At 63.1% G+C, this 17,025-nt stretch carries 16 protein-coding genes; 10 read left to right on the plus strand and 6 right to left on the minus strand.

Annotated elements, in window-relative coordinates; translation table 11 throughout:
- Positions 1 to 106 precede the first annotated feature (106 nt).
- A complete protein-coding gene (locus WBK23_RS11370) occupies positions 107 to 508 on the minus strand; it encodes an acyl-CoA thioesterase (RefSeq protein WP_424484070.1) in 402 nt (133 codons plus the stop codon).
- A 300-nt stretch (positions 509 to 808) separates the two neighbouring features.
- Between WBK23_RS11370 and WBK23_RS11375 the strand changes: the two genes are divergently transcribed.
- The 7 genes from WBK23_RS11375 to WBK23_RS11405 all read left to right on the plus strand — a co-directional run bounded on the left by WBK23_RS11375 (position 809) and on the right by WBK23_RS11405 (position 9,774).
- Positions 809 to 1,774, plus strand: coding sequence for a PstS family phosphate ABC transporter substrate-binding protein (locus tag WBK23_RS11375; protein WP_424484071.1), 966 nt, complete (start codon positions 809 to 811; stop codon positions 1,772 to 1,774).
- Between the two features lie 185 nt (positions 1,775 to 1,959).
- Positions 1,960 to 4,245 carry an ABC transporter permease subunit gene (locus tag WBK23_RS11380; protein WP_424484072.1) on the plus strand — a complete coding sequence of 762 codons (2,286 nt, stop codon included), beginning with the start codon at positions 1,960 to 1,962 and terminating at the stop codon, positions 4,243 to 4,245.
- Between the two features lie 15 nt (positions 4,246 to 4,260).
- Positions 4,261 to 5,934, plus strand: a complete 1,674-nt coding sequence (gene pstA / locus WBK23_RS11385) for a phosphate ABC transporter permease PstA (protein ID WP_424484073.1) — start codon at positions 4,261 to 4,263, stop codon at positions 5,932 to 5,934.
- Between the two features lie 62 nt (positions 5,935 to 5,996).
- Positions 5,997 to 6,830 (plus strand): phosphate ABC transporter ATP-binding protein PstB, encoded by an 834-nt coding sequence (gene pstB, locus WBK23_RS11390; protein ID WP_424484074.1) that lies wholly within the window; start codon positions 5,997 to 5,999, stop codon positions 6,828 to 6,830.
- Between the two features lie 142 nt (positions 6,831 to 6,972).
- Positions 6,973 to 7,704 carry a phosphate signaling complex protein PhoU gene (gene phoU / locus WBK23_RS11395; RefSeq protein ID WP_424484075.1) on the plus strand — a complete coding sequence of 244 codons (732 nt, stop codon included), beginning with the start codon at positions 6,973 to 6,975 and terminating at the stop codon, positions 7,702 to 7,704.
- Between the two features lie 139 nt (positions 7,705 to 7,843).
- Positions 7,844 to 8,755: a response regulator gene (locus WBK23_RS11400; RefSeq protein ID WP_424484076.1), complete on the plus strand. Its 912-nt coding sequence runs from the start codon at positions 7,844 to 7,846 to the stop codon at positions 8,753 to 8,755.
- 122 nt (positions 8,756 to 8,877) lie between these two features.
- Entirely contained in the window at positions 8,878 to 9,774 is an 897-nt protein-coding gene (locus tag WBK23_RS11405) for a peptidoglycan DD-metalloendopeptidase family protein (protein ID WP_424484077.1), read from the plus strand.
- A gap of 26 nt (positions 9,775 to 9,800) precedes the next feature.
- On the opposite strand, the gene WBK23_RS11410 is transcribed toward WBK23_RS11405, so the two are convergent.
- The 5 genes from WBK23_RS11410 to WBK23_RS11430 all read right to left on the minus strand — a co-directional run bounded on the left by WBK23_RS11410 (position 9,801) and on the right by WBK23_RS11430 (position 14,933).
- Positions 9,801 to 11,141, minus strand: coding sequence for a hemolysin family protein (locus tag WBK23_RS11410; protein ID WP_424484078.1), 1,341 nt, complete (start codon positions 11,139 to 11,141; stop codon positions 9,801 to 9,803).
- An 80-nt stretch (positions 11,142 to 11,221) separates the two neighbouring features.
- Positions 11,222 to 12,529: a phosphate regulon sensor histidine kinase PhoR gene (phoR, locus tag WBK23_RS11415; RefSeq protein WP_424484079.1), complete on the minus strand. Its 1,308-nt coding sequence runs from the start codon at positions 12,527 to 12,529 to the stop codon at positions 11,222 to 11,224.
- A gap of 67 nt (positions 12,530 to 12,596) precedes the next feature.
- Entirely contained in the window at positions 12,597 to 13,286 is a 690-nt protein-coding gene (gene phoB, locus WBK23_RS11420; protein ID WP_160013767.1) for a phosphate regulon transcriptional regulator PhoB, read from the minus strand.
- Positions 13,287 to 13,378: 92 nt separating this feature from the next.
- On the minus strand, positions 13,379 to 14,275 hold the full coding sequence (ubiA, locus tag WBK23_RS11425; protein WP_424484080.1) for a 4-hydroxybenzoate octaprenyltransferase: 897 nt from the start codon (positions 14,273 to 14,275) through the stop codon (positions 13,379 to 13,381).
- A gap of 103 nt (positions 14,276 to 14,378) precedes the next feature.
- Positions 14,379 to 14,933, minus strand: a complete 555-nt coding sequence (locus WBK23_RS11430; RefSeq protein WP_424484081.1) for a chorismate--pyruvate lyase family protein — start codon at positions 14,931 to 14,933, stop codon at positions 14,379 to 14,381.
- A gap of 215 nt (positions 14,934 to 15,148) precedes the next feature.
- Between WBK23_RS11430 and WBK23_RS11435 the strand changes: the two genes are divergently transcribed.
- From WBK23_RS11435 to WBK23_RS11445, 3 genes are all read left to right on the plus strand, one after another.
- Positions 15,149 to 15,316, plus strand: a complete 168-nt coding sequence (locus WBK23_RS11435; RefSeq protein ID WP_422582407.1) for a rubredoxin — start codon at positions 15,149 to 15,151, stop codon at positions 15,314 to 15,316.
- A gap of 241 nt (positions 15,317 to 15,557) precedes the next feature.
- Complete coding sequence (locus WBK23_RS11440; RefSeq protein WP_424484082.1) at positions 15,558 to 15,725, plus strand: rubredoxin; 168 nt, start codon at positions 15,558 to 15,560, stop codon at positions 15,723 to 15,725.
- Between the two features lie 61 nt (positions 15,726 to 15,786).
- Complete coding sequence (locus WBK23_RS11445) at positions 15,787 to 16,935, plus strand: NAD(P)/FAD-dependent oxidoreductase (RefSeq protein ID WP_424484083.1); 1,149 nt, start codon at positions 15,787 to 15,789, stop codon at positions 16,933 to 16,935.
- Positions 16,936 to 17,025: the final 90 nt, after the last annotated feature.

A 17,025-nucleotide genomic window follows, 5' to 3' on the forward strand; every position in this document is an offset into this window, starting at 1 on the left:
GGCCTTGGAGTTTACAGGCGGCGCATGCCGCGCCAGCCCATGAGTCTAGGCAAGCGCCTGCGTTCGTGCCGCCGGGTCAGGTGCTGAGGCGTGATGTCGCAGGGTTCTAGCGGCGCGCCGGTACCGGGCGGGTGCGGCCGCTGCCGTCGATGGCGACGAAGACGAACACCGCCTCGGTGACCTTGCGCCATTCACTGGACAGCGGATCGTCGCTCCACACTTCGACCAGCATCTGGATCGAGCTGCGGCCCACTTCCACGGTCTGGGTATAGAAGGACAGCTGCGCGCCGACGGCCACCGGCACCAGGAAGGCCATGCGGTCGATGGCCACGGTGGCGACGCGGCCGCCCGCCACCTTGCTGGCCATGGCGGTGCCGGCCAGGTCCATCTGCGATACCAGCCAGCCGCCGAAGATATCGCCGAAACCGTTGGTTTCCCGCGGCAGGGCGGTCAGTTGCAGGGCCAGGTCGCCTTGTGGAATGGGGTCTTCCTGTTCGAAATCGTGCATCTATCTGGGCTCGCGGCGCGGTTGTTGTTATTGGCGCGTTGCGGGGCGGTTGAAGTGGCGGCGAGCTCGGCTCGGCGGCATGCGCTTCCACGCCCTGCGGCCCGCAGGAGTGCGGGCGCTGCGAGTATAACGACTCGGCAGTCGCAGGGCGACCATGGCGGGTGGCCTGCATGCGGGGAGAGCAGGGGTTGGCAAAGTTTCCCACGGTCATCTAACTGTCATATTGATTACATACAGTCGTCACGCGGCCTGCAGATACTTGGCCCGTTCAATCCAACACTAGTTTGCTAGGAGTAAGGCATGAAACTGAAGCGTTTGATGGCGGCCATGACTTTTGTCGCCGCTGGTGTCGCCACCGCTACTGCGGTTGCTGGTGTCGATCCGGCTCTGCCGAGCTACACCAAGACTTCCGGCGTATCGGGCAACCTGTCCAGCGTGGGTTCTGACTCCCTGGCCAACCTGATGACGCTGTGGGCTGAAGAGTTCAAGAAGGAATACCCGAGCGTCAACATCCAGATCCAGGCTGCCGGTTCTTCGACCGCGCCACCCGCACTGACTGAAGGCACTGCCAACCTCGGCCCGATGAGCCGTGCGATGAAGGATGCCGAGATCCAGGCATTCGAAGGCAAGTACGGCTACAAGCCGACTGCCGTACCGGTGGCTATCGACGCCCTGGCGGTATTCGTGCACAAGGACAACCCGATCAAGAGCCTGGACATGGCTCAGGTTGACGGCATCTTCTCCGCCAACCGCCTGTGCGGTGGCAGCAACATCACCACTTGGGGCGACGTTGGCCTGACTGGTGACTGGGCTGACAAGCCAATCCAGCTGTTCGGTCGTAACTCGGTATCCGGTACCTACGGCTACTTCAAGGAAACCGCCCTGTGCAAGGGTGACTTCCGTCCGAACGTCAACGAGCAGCCGGGTTCGGCTTCCGTAGTGCAGTCGATCTCCAGCACGATCAACGCCATTGGCTACTCGGGTATCGGCTACAAGACTTCCAGCGTACGTGCCGTGCCGCTGTCGAAGAAAGGTGGCGAAGCCTTCGAGGCCAACGAAGTCAACGCACTGGCTGGCAAGTTCCCGCTGTCGCGTTTCTTCTACGTCTACGTCAACAAGGCACCAAACAAGCCGCTGAGCCCGCTGGATGCCGAGTTCATCAAGCTGGTGCTGTCCAAGCAGGGCCAGGACGTGGTCGTCAAAGACGGTTACATCCCGCTGCCGAGCAAAGTGGTCGAGAAAACCATGAAGGATCTGGGGCTGTAATCGCCACCAGGCTCTGACAAGGACGTCATAAGTAAGCCGCTACGCCCGCCTTCGTTTACGACAGGCGGGCGTAGCTTTGTCAAAGCGCTGTAACTTTTCTGTCACACAAGGCCGCTAAAGTTGGCCGCCTATAGCGACAGAACTCAATACGGCGCGCTCATGGCCGCGCAGAGACGCTCTTACCTATGAATGACTTGGCTAGTGAAACCATGACCGCCTCAAGCAAATCCCTCGGGCTGGACTTCAACACCCCGGCCCTGCAACGCAAGCGCCGTATTCGTGCGCTCAAAGACCGCATGGCCCGTTGGGCCGTGTCGGTGGGTGGCCTGGCGGTGCTGGGCACCATCACCCTGATCTTCTTCTATCTGGCTTATGTGGTGGTGCCGATGTTCCAGGGTGCCGACCTGGAAAGCCGCAAGGCCGTGCAACCGGCCTGGCTCAGTGAGGCCGGCGCGCCGCTGCTGCTGACCCTAGAAGAGCAGAACCAGATGGCCATGCGCCTGGACCAGAACGGTCTGGTGCAATTCTTCGATGCCAAGAGCATGCAGGCGCAGACCCAGGTCAAGCTGCCGCTGCCGGCGGATGCCAGCATCGTCTCGGTCGGTCAGGATCAGCCTGGCAGTAACCGCATCGCCCTCGGTCTGTCGAATGGCCAGGTGCTGGTATTCGAGCACGTCTACAAGATCACCTACCCGAACGATGTGAAAACCATCGCGCCGGGCATCGACTATCCGTTCGGTGACGCCCCGATCAGCCTCGACCCGCAGGGTCGCGCCCTCGATCATGTGGGCCTCAGCCTGAATGCCGGCACCCTGATGCTGGCCGGCTCCACCGGTGCCGAGCTGCAAGTGCTGAGCCTGGGCCGTGAAGAAAACCAGATGACTGGCGAGGTGACCCTCAGCGAAGAGCGCGTGACGCTGCCGCAGATCGCCGAGCCGATCAAGGCGCTGATCATCGATCCGCGGCATTTCTGGCTGTATGTGGTCAACGGTCGGGCCACTGCCGATGTCTTCGACATGCGCAGCAAGACCCTCAATGGTCGTTACAAGCTGCTCGACGACGGCAAGCTCGACGTCACCAACGCCACCTCGCTGCTCGGCGGTACCTCGCTGATGATCGGTGACAGCGCTGGCGGCATCGCCCAGTGGTTTATGGTGCGCGAAGCCGACGAAAAGTCTGTACTGAAGTCCATTCGCCGCTTCCAGCTGGGCGACAGCGCGATCACCCAGATTCTGCCGGAAGAGCGTCGCAAGGGCTTCCTGGCTCTGGATGCCAAGGGCAATCTGGGGGTCTTCCACAGCACCGCGCACCGTACCCTGCTGGTCGAGCCGGTTGCCGAGGGCCAGGCGCTGGCCGCCTTGTCGCCGCGCGCCAACCGCGTACTGGTTGAATCCGCGGGCAAGCTGCAGCGTCTGGTGCTGGACAACCCACACCCGGAAATCTCCTGGAGTTCGCTGTGGGGCAAGGTCTGGTACGAGAACTACGACGCGCCCGGTTATGTCTGGCAGTCCACCTCCGCCAACACCGATAACGAACCCAAGCTGAGCCTCGCGCCGCTGGCCTTCGGTACGCTGAAAGCGGCGTTCTACGCCATGCTCCTGGCCGCCCCGCTGGCCATCGCCGCCGCCGTCTATACCGCCTACTTTATGGCCCCGGCGATGCGCCGCAAGGTCAAGCCGGTGATCGAACTGATGGAAGCGCTGCCGACGGTGATCCTCGGCTTCTTCGCCGGCCTGTTCCTTGCGCCCTATGTCGAAGGCCACCTGCCGGGGATATTCAGCCTGCTGATCTTCACCCCGATTGGCATCCTCCTGGCGGGCTTCGCCTGGAGCCGCCTGCCCGAATCGATTCGCCTGAGCGTGCCGGATGGCTGGGAAGCGGCGCTGCTGATCCCGGTGATCCTGCTGGTCGGCTTTATCTCGCTGAGCATGAGCGGGCACCTGGAGAACTGGCTGTTCGCCGGCGATATGCGCGGCTGGCTGAGCAATGACCTGGGCATTCCCTTCGACCAGCGCAATGCCCTGGTAGTCGGCCTGGCCATGGGCTTTGCGGTGATCCCGAACATCTATTCGATTGCCGAAGACGCCGTGTTCAGCGTGCCCAAGAGCCTTACCCTGGGCTCCCTGGCCCTGGGTGCCACGCCCTGGCAGACCCTCACCCGCGTGGTGATCCTGACCGCCAGCCCTGGCATCTTCTCGGCGCTGATGATCGGCATGGGCCGCGCCGTCGGCGAGACCATGATCGTGCTGATGGCCACCGGCAACACCGCGATCATGGACATGAACATCTTCGAAGGCCTGCGCACCCTGGCCGCCAACGTGGCGGTGGAAATGCCCGAGTCCGAGGTTGGCGGCACCCACTACCGCGTGCTGTTCCTCTCGGCGCTGGTATTGCTGTCCTTCACCTTTGTCATGAACACCCTGGCGGAGCTGGTGCGCCAGCGTCTGCGCGTCAAGTACGCCTCGCTCTAAGGCTTGGGAAGGTATATGTCCGTGAAACAGAACAACCTGAAAACCTGGTTCAAGAGCGGTTCGCCGTGGATCTGGATGAACGCCGGCGCGGTGTCGATTGCGGTGATCATGACCATCGGCCTGATGACCGTGATTGCCGTGCGCGGCCTCGGCCACTTCTGGCCGGCGGATATCGTCGAAGCCGACTACCAGATCCCTGGCCAGCAGGCCAAGGTGATGGCGGGCGAGATCAGCCAGATCGAAGAAGTGCCGCGTGCGCGCCTGCTGGCTTCCGGCTTGCCGGTCGCCGAGGGTGGCGAGTTTATGACCCGCGAGCTGTTCAAGGTGGGTAACCGCGACCTCTACGGCGCGGACTTCACCTGGGTCATCGGCGAATGGCTGACTAACCTGCGCACCCCGGAAAACCTCAGCGCCTTCGAGCGCCGCGAGTGGGGCAACTTCTACGGCTACCTGATCAACGTCAAGGAAAACGGCGAGCTGGTCGCCGAGGGCGATGCTGCCTGGCCGGCGTTGCAGGAGCGCCTGGTGCGCATCGAGGAGTTGCACGCGCAACTGGTGCGTGTGGAGAAGAAGGACATCGGCCGGATCAACGCCGGCCTCGAGCGCATCCGCCTGCAAACCCGCAAGCTGGAGCTGCAAGGCAAGCTCGATGACGTGGCCCAGGCCGAACTGGCGGCCGAGCGCGCGCAATGGGATGCCGAATACAAGGTGCTGGAAACCGAGCTGGTCGCCCTTCATCAGGCGTTCAATCGCGACAGCATCACGGTCAAGAGCGTCGATGGCCGCGAGATCAACCTGAGCCTGGGCAAGGTGGTGCGGGCCTTCCAGCCCAACGCCATGAACACCTTCGACAAGCTCGGTTTCTACTTTGCCAAGCTGTGGGAATTCGTCAGCGACGACCCGCGTGAAGCCAACACCGAGGGCGGCATCTTCCCGGCGATTTTCGGCACGGTGATGATGACCCTGATCATGGCGGTGATCGTCACCCCGTTCGGTGTGATCGCCGCCATCTACCTGCGCGAATACGCCAAACAGGGACCGCTGACCCGGGTGATCCGCATCGCGGTGAACAACCTGGCCGGCGTTCCGGCGATCGTTTACGGCGTGTTCGGTCTGGGCTTCTTCGTCTATGTCCTGGGTGGCTCGCTGGACCGGCTGTTCTTCCCGGAAGCAGCCCCGGCCCCGACCTTTGGCACCCCGGGCCTGCTCTGGGCCTCGCTGACCCTGGCGATCCTGGCGGTGCCAGTGGTGATCGTGGCCACCGAAGAAGGCCTGGCGCGGATTCCTCGCGCGGTGCGTGAAGGTTCGCTGGCGCTCGGTGCGACCAAGATCGAAACCCTCTGGCGCGTGGTACTGCCCATGGCCAGCCCGGCGATGATGACCGGCCTGATTCTCGCCGTGGCCCGCGCCGCCGGCGAAGTGGCACCGCTGATGCTGGTGGGCGTGGTCAAGCTGGCACCGAGTCTGCCGGTGGATGGCAACTACCCGTACCTGCACCTCGATCAGAAGATCATGCACCTGGGCTTCCACATCTACGACGTCGGCTTCCAGAGCCCCAACGTCGAGGCCGCGCGCCCGCTGGTGTACGCCACCGCGCTGTTGCTGGTGCTGGTGATCGCGACCCTCAACCTCACGGCCGTGTACATGCGCAACCACTTGCGCGAGAAGTACAAGGCGCTGGACCACTAATCATTGCGCCGCCCAGCCTAGGCTGGGCGGCATAGACGAATTGTTAGCGTAGGGAGCCTCCCATGCAGCACGAAACGCACACACACGGTATCGATATGACCGCTTTGGGCCGCGAGCGCCAGGGCCTGAACATGGCCAACGAGCGGGTGGCCATCGACGTCCCCGGCTTGAACCTGTACTACGGCGAGAAGCAGGCGCTGTTCGACGTCAAGATGACCATCCCCAACCAGCGCGTGACCGCCTTTATCGGTCCGTCCGGTTGCGGCAAGTCGACCCTGCTGCGCACCTTCAACCGGATGAACGATCTGGTCGACGGCTGCCGCGTAGACGGTGAGATCAACCTCGACGGCAAGAACATCTACCGCAAGGGCGAAGACGTCGCCGAGCTGCGTCGCCGCGTCGGCATGGTGTTCCAGAAGCCCAACCCGTTCCCCAAGAGCATCTACGAGAACGTGGTCTACGGCCTGCGCATCCAGGGTATCAACCAGAAGCGCGTGCTCGACGAAGCCGTGGAATGGGCGCTGAAAAGCGCGGCGCTGTGGGATGAGGTGAAGGATCGTCTGCACGAGTCGGCACTCGGCCTGTCCGGTGGTCAGCAGCAACGCCTGGTGATCGCCCGTACCGTGGCGGTGCAGCCGGAAGTGCTGCTGCTCGACGAACCCTGCTCGGCCCTCGACCCGATCTCGACGTTGAAGGTCGAAGAGCTGATCTACGAACTGAAGTCCAAGTACACCATCGTCATCGTGACCCACAACATGCAGCAGGCGGCGCGGGTGTCCGACTACACGGCGTTTATGTACATGGGCAAACTGATCGAGTTCGGTGACACCGACACGCTGTTCACCAACCCGGACAAGAAGCAGACTGAAGACTACATCACCGGTCGTTACGGCTGATGGCCACGCCAGAACGCGCCGGGCGGCGTTGGCGAAGCTTGCCGTACAAATCGTACTGTCTGCGCTTCGCCGCCTTGCCCGACACGCTCTGGCAACGCCCATCCACTGTCGATACGTATCCGGTTAAACCAAGGGTTTGCACATGATCAACAAAGAAAACCTTACCCAGCATATCTCCCAGCAGTTCAACGTCGAGCTGGAGGAGGTGCGCAGCCACCTGCTGGCCATGGGCGGCCTGGTCGAGAAGCAGGTCAACGATGCGGTCACCGCGCTGATCGACGCCGACTCCGGTCTGGCCCAGCAGGTGCGCGAGATCGATGACCAGATCAATCAGATGGAGCGCAACATCGACGAGGAGTGCGTGCGCATTCTCGCCCGTCGTCAGCCGGCGGCGTCCGACCTGCGGCTGATCATCAGCATCTCCAAGTCGGTGATCGACCTCGAGCGCATCGGCGACGAAGCCACCAAGATCGCCAAGCGCGCGATCCTGCTGTGCGAAGAAGGCGAAGCGCCGCGCGGTTACGTCGAAGTGAGGCATATCGGCGATCAGGTGCGCAAGATGGTGCAGGAGGCGCTGGATGCCTTCGCCCGTTTCGACGCTGACCTGGCGCTGTCGGTGGCGCAGTACGACAAGACCGTCGACCGCGAGTACAAGACCGCCCTGCGTGAACTGGTCACCTACATGATGGAAGACCCACGCTCGATCGCTCGCGTGCTCAACATCATCTGGGCCCTGCGCTCGCTGGAACGCATCGGCGACCACGCGCGCAACATCGCCGAGCTGGTGATCTACCTGGTACGCGGCACCGATGTGAAACACCTCGGCCTGACCCGCATGCAGGAAGAAGTGCAGGGCACCAACAAGGGCAATTGACGCGCACGGCCGCGCTGACCTTGTGGGCGGCGCGGCCAGCGTGGCAGAAATTGCCGTTGTGCTGACATAAGGCACATTTCGGTTGGCCTTTGGCCAGCAGCCGCGACTATGCTTAAAGCCATCAGAACGGGAGTGGCCGATGAGCAAAGTCAGTGTGCTGGTAGTGGACGACGCGACCTTTATTCGTGATCTGGTGAAAAAGGGCCTGCGTGACCACTTCCCGGGCATCCAGATCGAGGAAGCCGTCAATGGGCGCAAAGCCCAGCAGATGCTGACGCGTCAGCCTGTCGATCTGATTCTCTGCGACTGGGAAATGCCGGAAATGTCCGGGCTCGAACTGCTCAGCTGGTGCCGTGAGCAGGAGACCCTGAAGATCGTGCCGTTCATCATGGTCACCAGCCGTGGCGACAAAGACAACGTGGTGCAGGCGATCCAGGCCGGCGTCTCGGATTTTATCGGCAAGCCATTTTCCAACGAGCAACTGGTGACCAAGGTGAAGAAGGCCTTGAGTCGCGCCGGCAAGCTGCAGGCGCTGATGTCCAGTGCGCCGCCGAAGATGCTCAGTTCCGGCGGTTTCGCCAATGACTCGCTGTCCGCACTGACTGGCGGCAAGGCCGATGTGGTCAAACCGGCGGCACCTGCCGTGACGGCTGCTGCCGCGTTCGCCGGCAAACCGGCGGCGGCCAAGGCAGCGGCAGCCAGTGCGCCGAGTGGTCGTGGCCAGGGCCAATTGCGCTTGCCCGGCGGGGCCAGCATGTCCTGCGTGATCAAGGCCCTGAGCCTCAAGGAAGCGTTGCTGGTGGTCAAGCGCACCGAGGTGCTGCCGCAGGTGCTGGAAAGCGCGGTGCTTGATCTTGAGCAGGGCGAGGCGGCGGAAACCGCGCGGCTTAACGGCTACCTGCACTCGGTGGCGGCCTTCGAGCCGAAGCCGGACAGCGAGTGGTTGCAGCTGACCTTCAAATTCGTCGACCGCGACCCGCAGAAGCTCGATTACATCTCCCGCTTGATCGCTCGCGGCACCGCGCAGAAGCACTTCAGCCCCGGCGCGTAAACGCCGTCCGTCCGGCAGCGCATGCGAGATGGCTCACAACCCCAGGCTGCCGGTTCGCGCGGGGTTGCAGTGGCTGCTAATCTCAACGATCCGGACAGACAAACCATAAGATCCGAGTCGTTATGCTAGGGCGTTCGTTACTTCTCTGCAGTTTGTTGACCCTTGCCGGCCAGGCGATGGCGTTGACCATTTACAAGTACACCGATGCCAACGGCGTGGTCACCTATACCGATCAGGCCGCCCCCGGTGCCCAGGTCTTCGTGTTTCGCGACCGCATGGTCGAGCGCCTGGATAGCCAGGTGAAACTGGAAACCAAGAAACACGAAGCCGGTGAAACCCTGTTGGTGCGCAATGACCTGTATGCGCCGGTGCAGATCGAACTGCGCCTGGAGCGGGTCGACAATGCCTCGGGCGTACCGGACAAGCCGATCAGCTGGGTACTGCCGCCGCGCAGCAAGATTCGCCTGGCCACCCTGGCCCCGCGCGATGCCGGCAAACCCATGCGCTACACGCCGAAGCTGCGTTACGCCCTCGGCGATCCGCGCCTACTGCCAACCCAGAAGAATTATCCGCTGCCATGGCGCGGCGGGCCGTTCCGCCTGACCCAGGGGGCCAACGGCAAATACAGCCACTTCACCCCGAAGGGCCGTTACGCCATGGACATCGCCATGCCCGAGGGCACGCCGATCGTTGCCGCACGGAGTGGGGTGGTGGTGAAGACCGAGAACCAGCAGGGCGGTCGTGGCAATAACCCGTCCGGCAACTATGTGCGCATCCTGCATGACGACGGCACCATGGGTGTCTACCTGCACCTGATGAAGGGCTCGGTGGCGGTCAGCGAAGGCAACCGGGTCAACGCCGGCAGCATGCTCGCGCGCTCCGGCAATACCGGCAACAGCACCGGCCCGCACCTGCACTTCGTGGTGCAGCGTAACGTCGGTCTGGCGCTGGAATCGATTCCCTTCGACTTCTCCCAGCCAGTCAACAGCCTGCCCAACTTTGCCGTGGGCGGCGAGTAACGCCTAGGTTCGACCTAGGCGGGCCATCAATCCAGCTTAAGCACCTTGGCCAGGACGATCTTCGGGCCTTTCATCTTCTTGACGATGATGCGCAGGCCGTCGACTTCCAGTGCTTCTTCTTCCTCGGGCATGCGCTTGAGGGTTTCGTAGATCAGCCCGGCGAGGGTTTCCGCCTCGACATGATCGAGGTCGACGCCGAGCAGGCGCTCGACCTTGAACAGCGGCGTGTCGCCACGCACCAGCAGCTTGCCTGGCTGGTAGGCGAGGATGCCGCGCTCGGCCTTGCGGTGTTCGTCCTGGATATCGCCGACCAGCGCTTCCAGCACGTCTTCCATGGTCAGGTAGCCGATCACCTTGCCGTCGGCTTCTTCGACCAGGGCGAAGTGCGAGCCGCCCTGGCGGAACTGCTCCAGCAGGTTGGACAGCGGCATATGCCGGCCGACCCGTTCGATCGGGTGCATCAGCTCGGCCAGCTTGAGCGCCGAAGGCAGCATCTCCAGCAGTGACAGGTGCAGCAACAGATCCTTGATATGCAGCACGCCGACAAATTCGCCGCTGTTTTCGTCGTAGATCGGGTAACGGCTGTATTTGTGCCGGCGGAACGTGGCGAACACTTCATCCAGGCTGGCGCTCAGCGGCAGATAGACCAGATCCTCGCGGGAGTTGGCCCAGTCGACCACCTCCAGTTCACCCAGCTCCACGGCTGAGGCCAGTACGCGCATGTCCTGGTCACTGGGGTCGCTGGCACGGCTGGAGTGGAGGATCAGCTTGAGCTCGTCGCGGCTGTAATGATGGTCGTGATGCGGCCCTGGCTCGCCCTGGCCGGCGATGCGCAGGATGGCATTGGCGCTGGCGTTGAGCAGGAAGATCGCCGGGTACATGGCCCAGTAGAACAGGTACAGCGGCGCGGCCGTCCACAGCGACAGCAGCTCGGGCTTGCGGATCGCCCAGGACTTGGGGGCCAGCTCGCCGACCACGATATGCAGGTAGGAAATGATAAAGAAGGCGATGAAGAAGGCGATGCCATGCACCAGCTTCGGCGAGTCGACGCCGATGGCTCCGAGCAGCGGGGTGAGCAGATGGGCGAAGGCCGGTTCGCCGACCCAGCCGAGGCCGAGGGAGGCCAGGGTGATGCCCAGCTGGCAGGCGGAGAGGTAAGCATCCAGCTGGTTGTGCACGGTGCGCAGGATATGCCCGCGCCAGCCGTTCTGCTCGGCCAGGGCTTCGACCTTGGTCGAGCGCAGCTTGACCATGGCGAACTCGGCGGCCACGAAAAAGCCGTTGAGCAGGACTAGAAAGAGGGCGAATAGAACGAGGCCGAAATCGGCGAAATAGGTCGTAGCGGTGTAACTCGTGGAGGGGTCCATACAGGGTTCGGGTAGTGAATAAGCGCTAAAGGGTGGCGGCCGCTGGCGGATTTTGCAAGTACAGGGCCGCTTAGAGCCGCTTATTGGCCGCGGCGTACAACCTGCTGGTTGGGGAAGTGGCAGGTAAAGGTGCTGCCCTTGCCCAGGCTGCTGACGATGTCCAGGCGTGCGCGGTGGCGCAGCAGCACATGCTTGACGATGGCCAGGCCGAGACCGGTGCCGCCGGTGTTGCTGGCGCGGCTGGAGTCGACCCGATAGAAGCGTTCCGTCAGGCGTGGCAGGTGTTTAGCCTCAATGCCCAGGCCACTGTCCTGCACGCTCAGGTGTGCACCCTGTTCGTCGCTCCACCAGCGGATCTGGATTTCGCCTTCGTCCGGGGTGTATTTCACGGCGTTGAACACCAGGTTGGAGAAGGCGCTGCGCAGTTCCGTCTCGCTGCCCTTGAGCTTGAGGTGGGGGTCGGCTTGCAGGCTGATGCGATGGTGGCGCTCGCCAGACAGCGCCTGGGCGTCATTCTTGATGCTCAGCAGGAGCAGGTCGACCGCCACTGGTTGGTTGTCCGAGGGGTAGTCGGTGGCTTCCAGCTTGGCCAGCAACAGCAGGTCATTCAGCAGGTTCTGCATGCGCCCGCCTTGCTGCTGCATCTGTTGCAGCGCCCGCAGCCAGCGCGGGTTCACTTCGTCGACGTTGTCCAGCAGGGTTTCCAGGTAGCCGGCAATCACCGTCAGTGGGGTGCGCAGCTCGTGGGAGACGTTGGCGACGAAGTCCTTGCGCATCTGTTCCAGCTGGAACAGCCGGGTGATGTCGCGCACCAGCATCAGGTGCTCGCGGTTGCCGTACTGGGTGATATGGAACTGCAGGCGCAGGCGGTCGCTGACCGGCGAGGGCAGCTCCAGCGGCTCGTTGTAGTTGTGGCCTTCGAAGTACTCGATAAAGCGCGGGTCGCGCACCAGGTTGGTGATCTGCTGGCCGCTGTCCTGCGGGGTTTTCAGGCCCAGGAGTTTTTCCGCGGCGAGGTTCCACCACTCCAGATTGCCGTCGCGGTCGAGCATGATCACCGCGTCTTTCAGGGCGGCGGTGGACTCTTGCACGCGGTCGATCACCGCCTGCAGGCGGCCGCGGACTTTCTGGTCGCGGCGCTGCAGGTGATAGATGCTGTCGAACACCTCGCCCCACAGGCCGTAGCCATCCGGCGGCGCGTCATCACCCTGGCGGGTGCGCAGCCATTTGTGCAGGCGCAGCAGTTGTTGCAGATGCCAGCCGAGGTAGCCGGCCAGGCCGAGGACCAGGACCCAGGCATATTCGCCGGTGATCAGCCCGAGCAGCAGGCAGGCACCGACCAGCAGCAACAAGCGACGTATCAGGGGGCCGCGCCAGTCTTGATTCAATTCGAACTCATCCGCCAATCAATCCTTATGCTGGCCGGAGACGGCCTGCTGGCCATCCTAAACCGTCTTAGCTCTTGGTGGAAAAACGATAGCCGGTGCCGCGCACGGTCTGCACCAGGTTTTCGTACACCTCACCGAGGGCTTTGCGCAGGCGGCGGATATGCACGTCGACGGTGCGCTCCTCGACATACACATTGCCGCCCCAGACCTGATCGAGCAGCTGGCCACGGGTGTAGGCGCGCTCCTGGTGAGTCATAAAGAACTGCAGCAGGCGGTATTCGGTCGGGCCCATTTCGGCCGGCTTGCCGTCGATGGTGACGCGGTGGCTGATCGGGTCGAGCAGCAGGCCGCCGACTTCGATCGGCCCTTCGCTGTCGGTCGGGCCGGCGCGGCGCAGCACGGCTTTCAGGCGGGCGACCAGTTCACGCGGGGAGAACGGCTTGGTGATGTAGTCGTCGGCACCGACTTCCAGGCCCTGGATCTTGTTGTCCTCTTCGCCCTTGGCGGTGAGCATGATGATCGGGATATCGCCGGTCAGCTCATCGCGCTTGAGGCGGCGCGCCAGTTCGATGCCGCTGGTGCCGGGGAGCATCCAGTCGAGCAGGATCAGGTCGGGTTTGCGGTCGACGATGATGGCGTGGGCCTGCTGGGTATTCTCCGCTTCCAGGCACTCGTAGCCGGCCATTTCCAGGGCTACGGCGATCATTTCACGGATCGGTGCTTCGTCATCGACGATCAGGATGTTCTTGCCAACCATGGTCAAGCCTCGGGGGTCATCTCGCTGTAATGGGCTGCATTAGATAACGGAATTATTGCAGCGATATGACAGGTGCGCGGCAAAGCTTCTTTCTAGCCGCGCAAGGCGTAGTCGAGCACCAGGCCGATAAAGATCGCCAAGCCGGCCCAATGGTTGTGCAGGAAGGCATTGAAACAGGCCATCGGCTTGCGGTTGCGCGTCTTGTGGTATTCCCAGGCGAAACAGCCAGCGGCTACCGCCAGGCCGAGGTGGAAGGACAGGCCCAGCTCGAAGCGCGCCGCCGCCAGCAGCAGGCACAGCAAGGCCAGGCCCTGCAGGATGATGATGATCAGGCGGTCGGCGTCGCCAAACAGGATGGCGGTGGATTTCACCCCAATTTTCAGATCGTCCTCGCGGTCTGCCATGGCGTAGTAGGTGTCGTAGGCCACCGTCCACAGCAGGTTGGCGATATACAGCAGCCAGGCTTCCGGTGGCGGCATCTCTCCCGTCACCGCGCTGAAGGCCATCGGCATGCCCCAGGAGAACGCCGCGCCCAGCACCACCTGCGGATAGAAGGTGTAGCGCTTCATAAAGGGGTAGCAGGCGGCTAAGGCTAGGCCGCCGAACGATAGCCAGATGGTGCTGGCATTGGTAAACAGCACCAGTACGAAGCTGGCCGCCACCAGTACGGCGAACAGAATCAGCGCCTCGCGCGGTTTGATCTTGCCACTGGCCAGCGGACGGGCTTTGGTGCGGTTGACGTGGCCGTCGAAGTTACGATCGGCGTAGTCGTTGATCACACAGCCGGCGGCGCGCATCAGCAACACGCCGACCACGAAGATAAACAGGTTTTTCGCGCTCGGTACGCCCTCGGCCGCCACCCATAAGGCCCACAGCGTTGGCCACAGCAGCAGGTAGATGCCGATAGGCTTGTCCAGGCGCATCAGCTGGATAAAGTCCCAGGCGCGTGGGTGCAGGCGGTTGAGTGAGTGCAGCAGGCGGGTATACATCGAGCGCGTCTCCATGCGAGTTGCGGCTGATTATACGGGCGATGACGGGGTAGGGTGGATGGTGGTGCCGGGACGAGTGGGAAGCCCGGCACGGTTTTTCACTTTAAGGATTGTCGATGGCGGCCGCCGCCCAGAATTCGGGGAGGAATACCTCAGCCACCAACACGCCCAGCGCGCCACGGCTAAAGCACGAGCGGCGCGCCCACAGGCGCTCGCTATAAGCCTCCGGTGGTAGCCACTGGGCCGGGTAGCGACATACCTGCAACTCGCCGCGGTCGAAGGCGCGGTCGCTAAACAGCAACTCACCCAGCGAACGACTGCCGAGTTGATCCAGCGCCAGGCCGGAGCCTTCCAGCACGCTGCGCGCCGCTACGCTGCGGGCGAACACCCAGGGCTGGCCATGGCCGCGTAGGTACACCTCGCGCACCCAGCCCTGGCTGCCGTTGACCACGCCCAGTGCGCTGCATTCATCGCTGCGCAGGCGCTGCCAGCCTTCATGCAGCGGGGTGACGCTGAAGCCATCGGCCGACAGGGCGGTCAGCCGCCGCGTCAGCGAATCCCCATTAAACAGCCAGTCGCGCACCGCGGTAGTGGGCGCAGGGTGCAGTTGGCTGGCAGTCAGCCAGCGCGGCGGATGAGCGAGGGTGGCGTGGGGCACGAGCAGGTTTCACCGTAGGCAGAGGCGCGCGAGTCTAGCATGGCCCCTGCGCCCGGACAGGTGGCGCAAGGCGCGCCGAGTGGCCGCTGCGCTGGGCAGAACCCGACTTTGGTTGGCCGCTACGACCGGCTATTCATCGCCCGGCGGCTTGGCGCACCTGCGCATATACGGTAGTTTGCCCGGCGCAATAGCCGTGAGATCCACCTGAGGTAGTTATGAAGAAGTGGCAATGTGTGGTCTGTGGACTGATTTACGACGAGAGCCAAGGCTGGCCTGATGAGGGTATCGCCGCCGGTACACCGTGGCAGGACGTCCCGGAAGACTGGCTGTGCCCCGACTGCGGCGTGGGCAAGCTGGATTTCGAAATGATCGAAATCGGCTAAGAACCTGCTCAGATCTGCTGCGCGTCGGCGATACGGCGTTAGAAATGGCCTCGGGCTGCTCATTTACAACCCGTAAACTCCGCGCCCTCGGCCATTTCTGCCTTGTCTCGCTCTAGCTCGCGAGATCTGAAGCAAGTTCTAAGTCCAGGCTGCTCTAGGCGGCGACCTAAGGGTCGCCGTTTTGTTTAGCGAGTGCGCATACTAAAGACCTCGAACGAACTGGATAAGCAGCGAGGTGGCTATGCGCAAGTGGCAGTGTGTGGTGTGTGGCTTTATCTATGACGAGGCCCTTGGCCTGCCCGAAGAGGGCATCGCCCCCGGTACGGCCTGGGAAGACATTCCCGCCGATTGGCTATGCCCAGATTGCGGCGTCGGCAAGCTGGATTTCGAGATGATCGCAATCGCCTGAACGCCTATCCCCCGAATAATTGACCCGGCCGCGCCAGCGCGCCCCGTGTGAGGAATGCAGCATGAGTGCTCCCGTAGTGATCGTCGGTACCGGCCTGGCCGGCTACAACCTGGCCCGCGAGTTTCGCAAGCTGGACAGCGAAACCCCGCTGCTGCTGATCACCGCCGATGACGGGCGCTCTTATTCCAAGCCGATGTTGTCCACCGGCTTCGCCAAGAACAAGGACGCCGACGGCCTGAGCATGGCCGAGCCGGGCACCATGGCCGAGCAACTCAAGGCGGAAATCCGCACCCATACCCGCATCAGCGGTATCGATCCCGGCCATAACCAGCTGTGGATCGGTGAAGAGGCCGTGCCCTATCGCGACCTGGTGCTGGCCTGGGGCGCGGAGGTGATTCGCGTGCCGGTGGAAGGCGATGCCGACGATGCGATCTTCTCGATCAATGATCTGGAAGACTACGCGCGCTTTCGCAGCGCCGCCGCCGGCAAACAGCGCGTCCTGCTACTGGGCGCTGGGCTGATCGGCTGTGAGTTCGCCAATGACCTGAGCCTGGGCGGATATCAGGTCGAACTGGTCGCTCCCTGCGAGCAGGTGATGCCAGGGCTGCTGCATCCGGCTGCTGCTGCCGCCGTACAAGCGGGGCTGGAAGGTCTCGGCGCGCGTTTTCACCTCGGTCCGGTGCTGGCCAGCCTGAATCACAAAGGCGATGCGTTGGAAGCCCACTTGTCCGACGGCGCACTGATCGAGTGCGATCTGGTGCTCTCGGCCGTGGGCCTGCGTCCGCGTACCGAGCTGGCCGCCGCCGCCGGTCTGGCGGTCAATCGCGGGGTGGTGGTCGACCGCCAGCTGCGCACCTCTCACGCCAATATCTACGCCCTGGGCGATTGCGCCGAGGTCGACGGCATCAACCTGCTCTACGTCATGCCGCTGATGACCAGTGCCCGCGCCCTGGCGCAAACCCTGGCCGGCAGCCCGACGGCGGTGAACTACGGCCCTATGCCGGTGACGGTGAAAACCCCAGTCTGCCCGCTGGTGGTATCGCCACCACCGCGCGGCCTGCAAGGCGAGTGGAGCGTGGAAGGCGGCGGTGGCGATATCAAGGCGCTGTGTCATGACAGCCGCGGCGCGTTACTGGGTTATGCGCTGACCGGTACGGCCGTGCAGGAAAAATTGGCCTTGAATAAGCTCTTGCCTGCGCTTTTGGCCTGAATGGCGCTTGTTCTGTCGGATATGCCACAAAATTGCCTGGTTTAACTGTCGGACAAGACTGGCGCAGGGCCCGATGGCATGCCATTCTCC

It is taken from the genome of Pseudomonas sp. (assembly GCF_049653025.1).
In the GTDB taxonomy this organism is placed as follows: Bacteria; Pseudomonadota; Gammaproteobacteria; order Pseudomonadales; family Pseudomonadaceae; genus Aquipseudomonas.

Coding starts and splice junctions, on each gene's coding strand:
- WBK23_RS11370 (WP_424484070.1), bottom strand. CDS start 508: ATGCACGATTTCGAACAGGAAGACCCCATTCCACAAGGCGACCTGGCC.
- WBK23_RS11375 (WP_424484071.1), top strand. CDS start 809: ATGAAACTGAAGCGTTTGATGGCGGCCATGACTTTTGTCGCCGCTGGT.
- WBK23_RS11380 (WP_424484072.1), top strand. CDS start 1,960: ATGAATGACTTGGCTAGTGAAACCATGACCGCCTCAAGCAAATCCCTC.
- pstA (WP_424484073.1), top strand. CDS start 4,261: ATGTCCGTGAAACAGAACAACCTGAAAACCTGGTTCAAGAGCGGTTCG.
- pstB (WP_424484074.1), top strand. CDS start 5,997: ATGCAGCACGAAACGCACACACACGGTATCGATATGACCGCTTTGGGC.
- phoU (WP_424484075.1), top strand. CDS start 6,973: ATGATCAACAAAGAAAACCTTACCCAGCATATCTCCCAGCAGTTCAAC.
- WBK23_RS11400 (WP_424484076.1), top strand. CDS start 7,844: ATGAGCAAAGTCAGTGTGCTGGTAGTGGACGACGCGACCTTTATTCGT.
- WBK23_RS11405 (WP_424484077.1), top strand. CDS start 8,878: ATGCTAGGGCGTTCGTTACTTCTCTGCAGTTTGTTGACCCTTGCCGGC.
- WBK23_RS11410 (WP_424484078.1), bottom strand. CDS start 11,141: ATGGACCCCTCCACGAGTTACACCGCTACGACCTATTTCGCCGATTTC.
- phoB (WP_160013767.1), bottom strand. CDS start 13,286: ATGGTTGGCAAGAACATCCTGATCGTCGATGACGAAGCACCGATCCGT.
- ubiA (WP_424484080.1), bottom strand. CDS start 14,275: ATGTATACCCGCCTGCTGCACTCACTCAACCGCCTGCACCCACGCGCC.
- WBK23_RS11435 (WP_422582407.1), top strand. CDS start 15,149: ATGAAGAAGTGGCAATGTGTGGTCTGTGGACTGATTTACGACGAGAGC.
- WBK23_RS11440 (WP_424484082.1), top strand. CDS start 15,558: ATGCGCAAGTGGCAGTGTGTGGTGTGTGGCTTTATCTATGACGAGGCC.
- WBK23_RS11445 (WP_424484083.1), top strand. CDS start 15,787: ATGAGTGCTCCCGTAGTGATCGTCGGTACCGGCCTGGCCGGCTACAAC.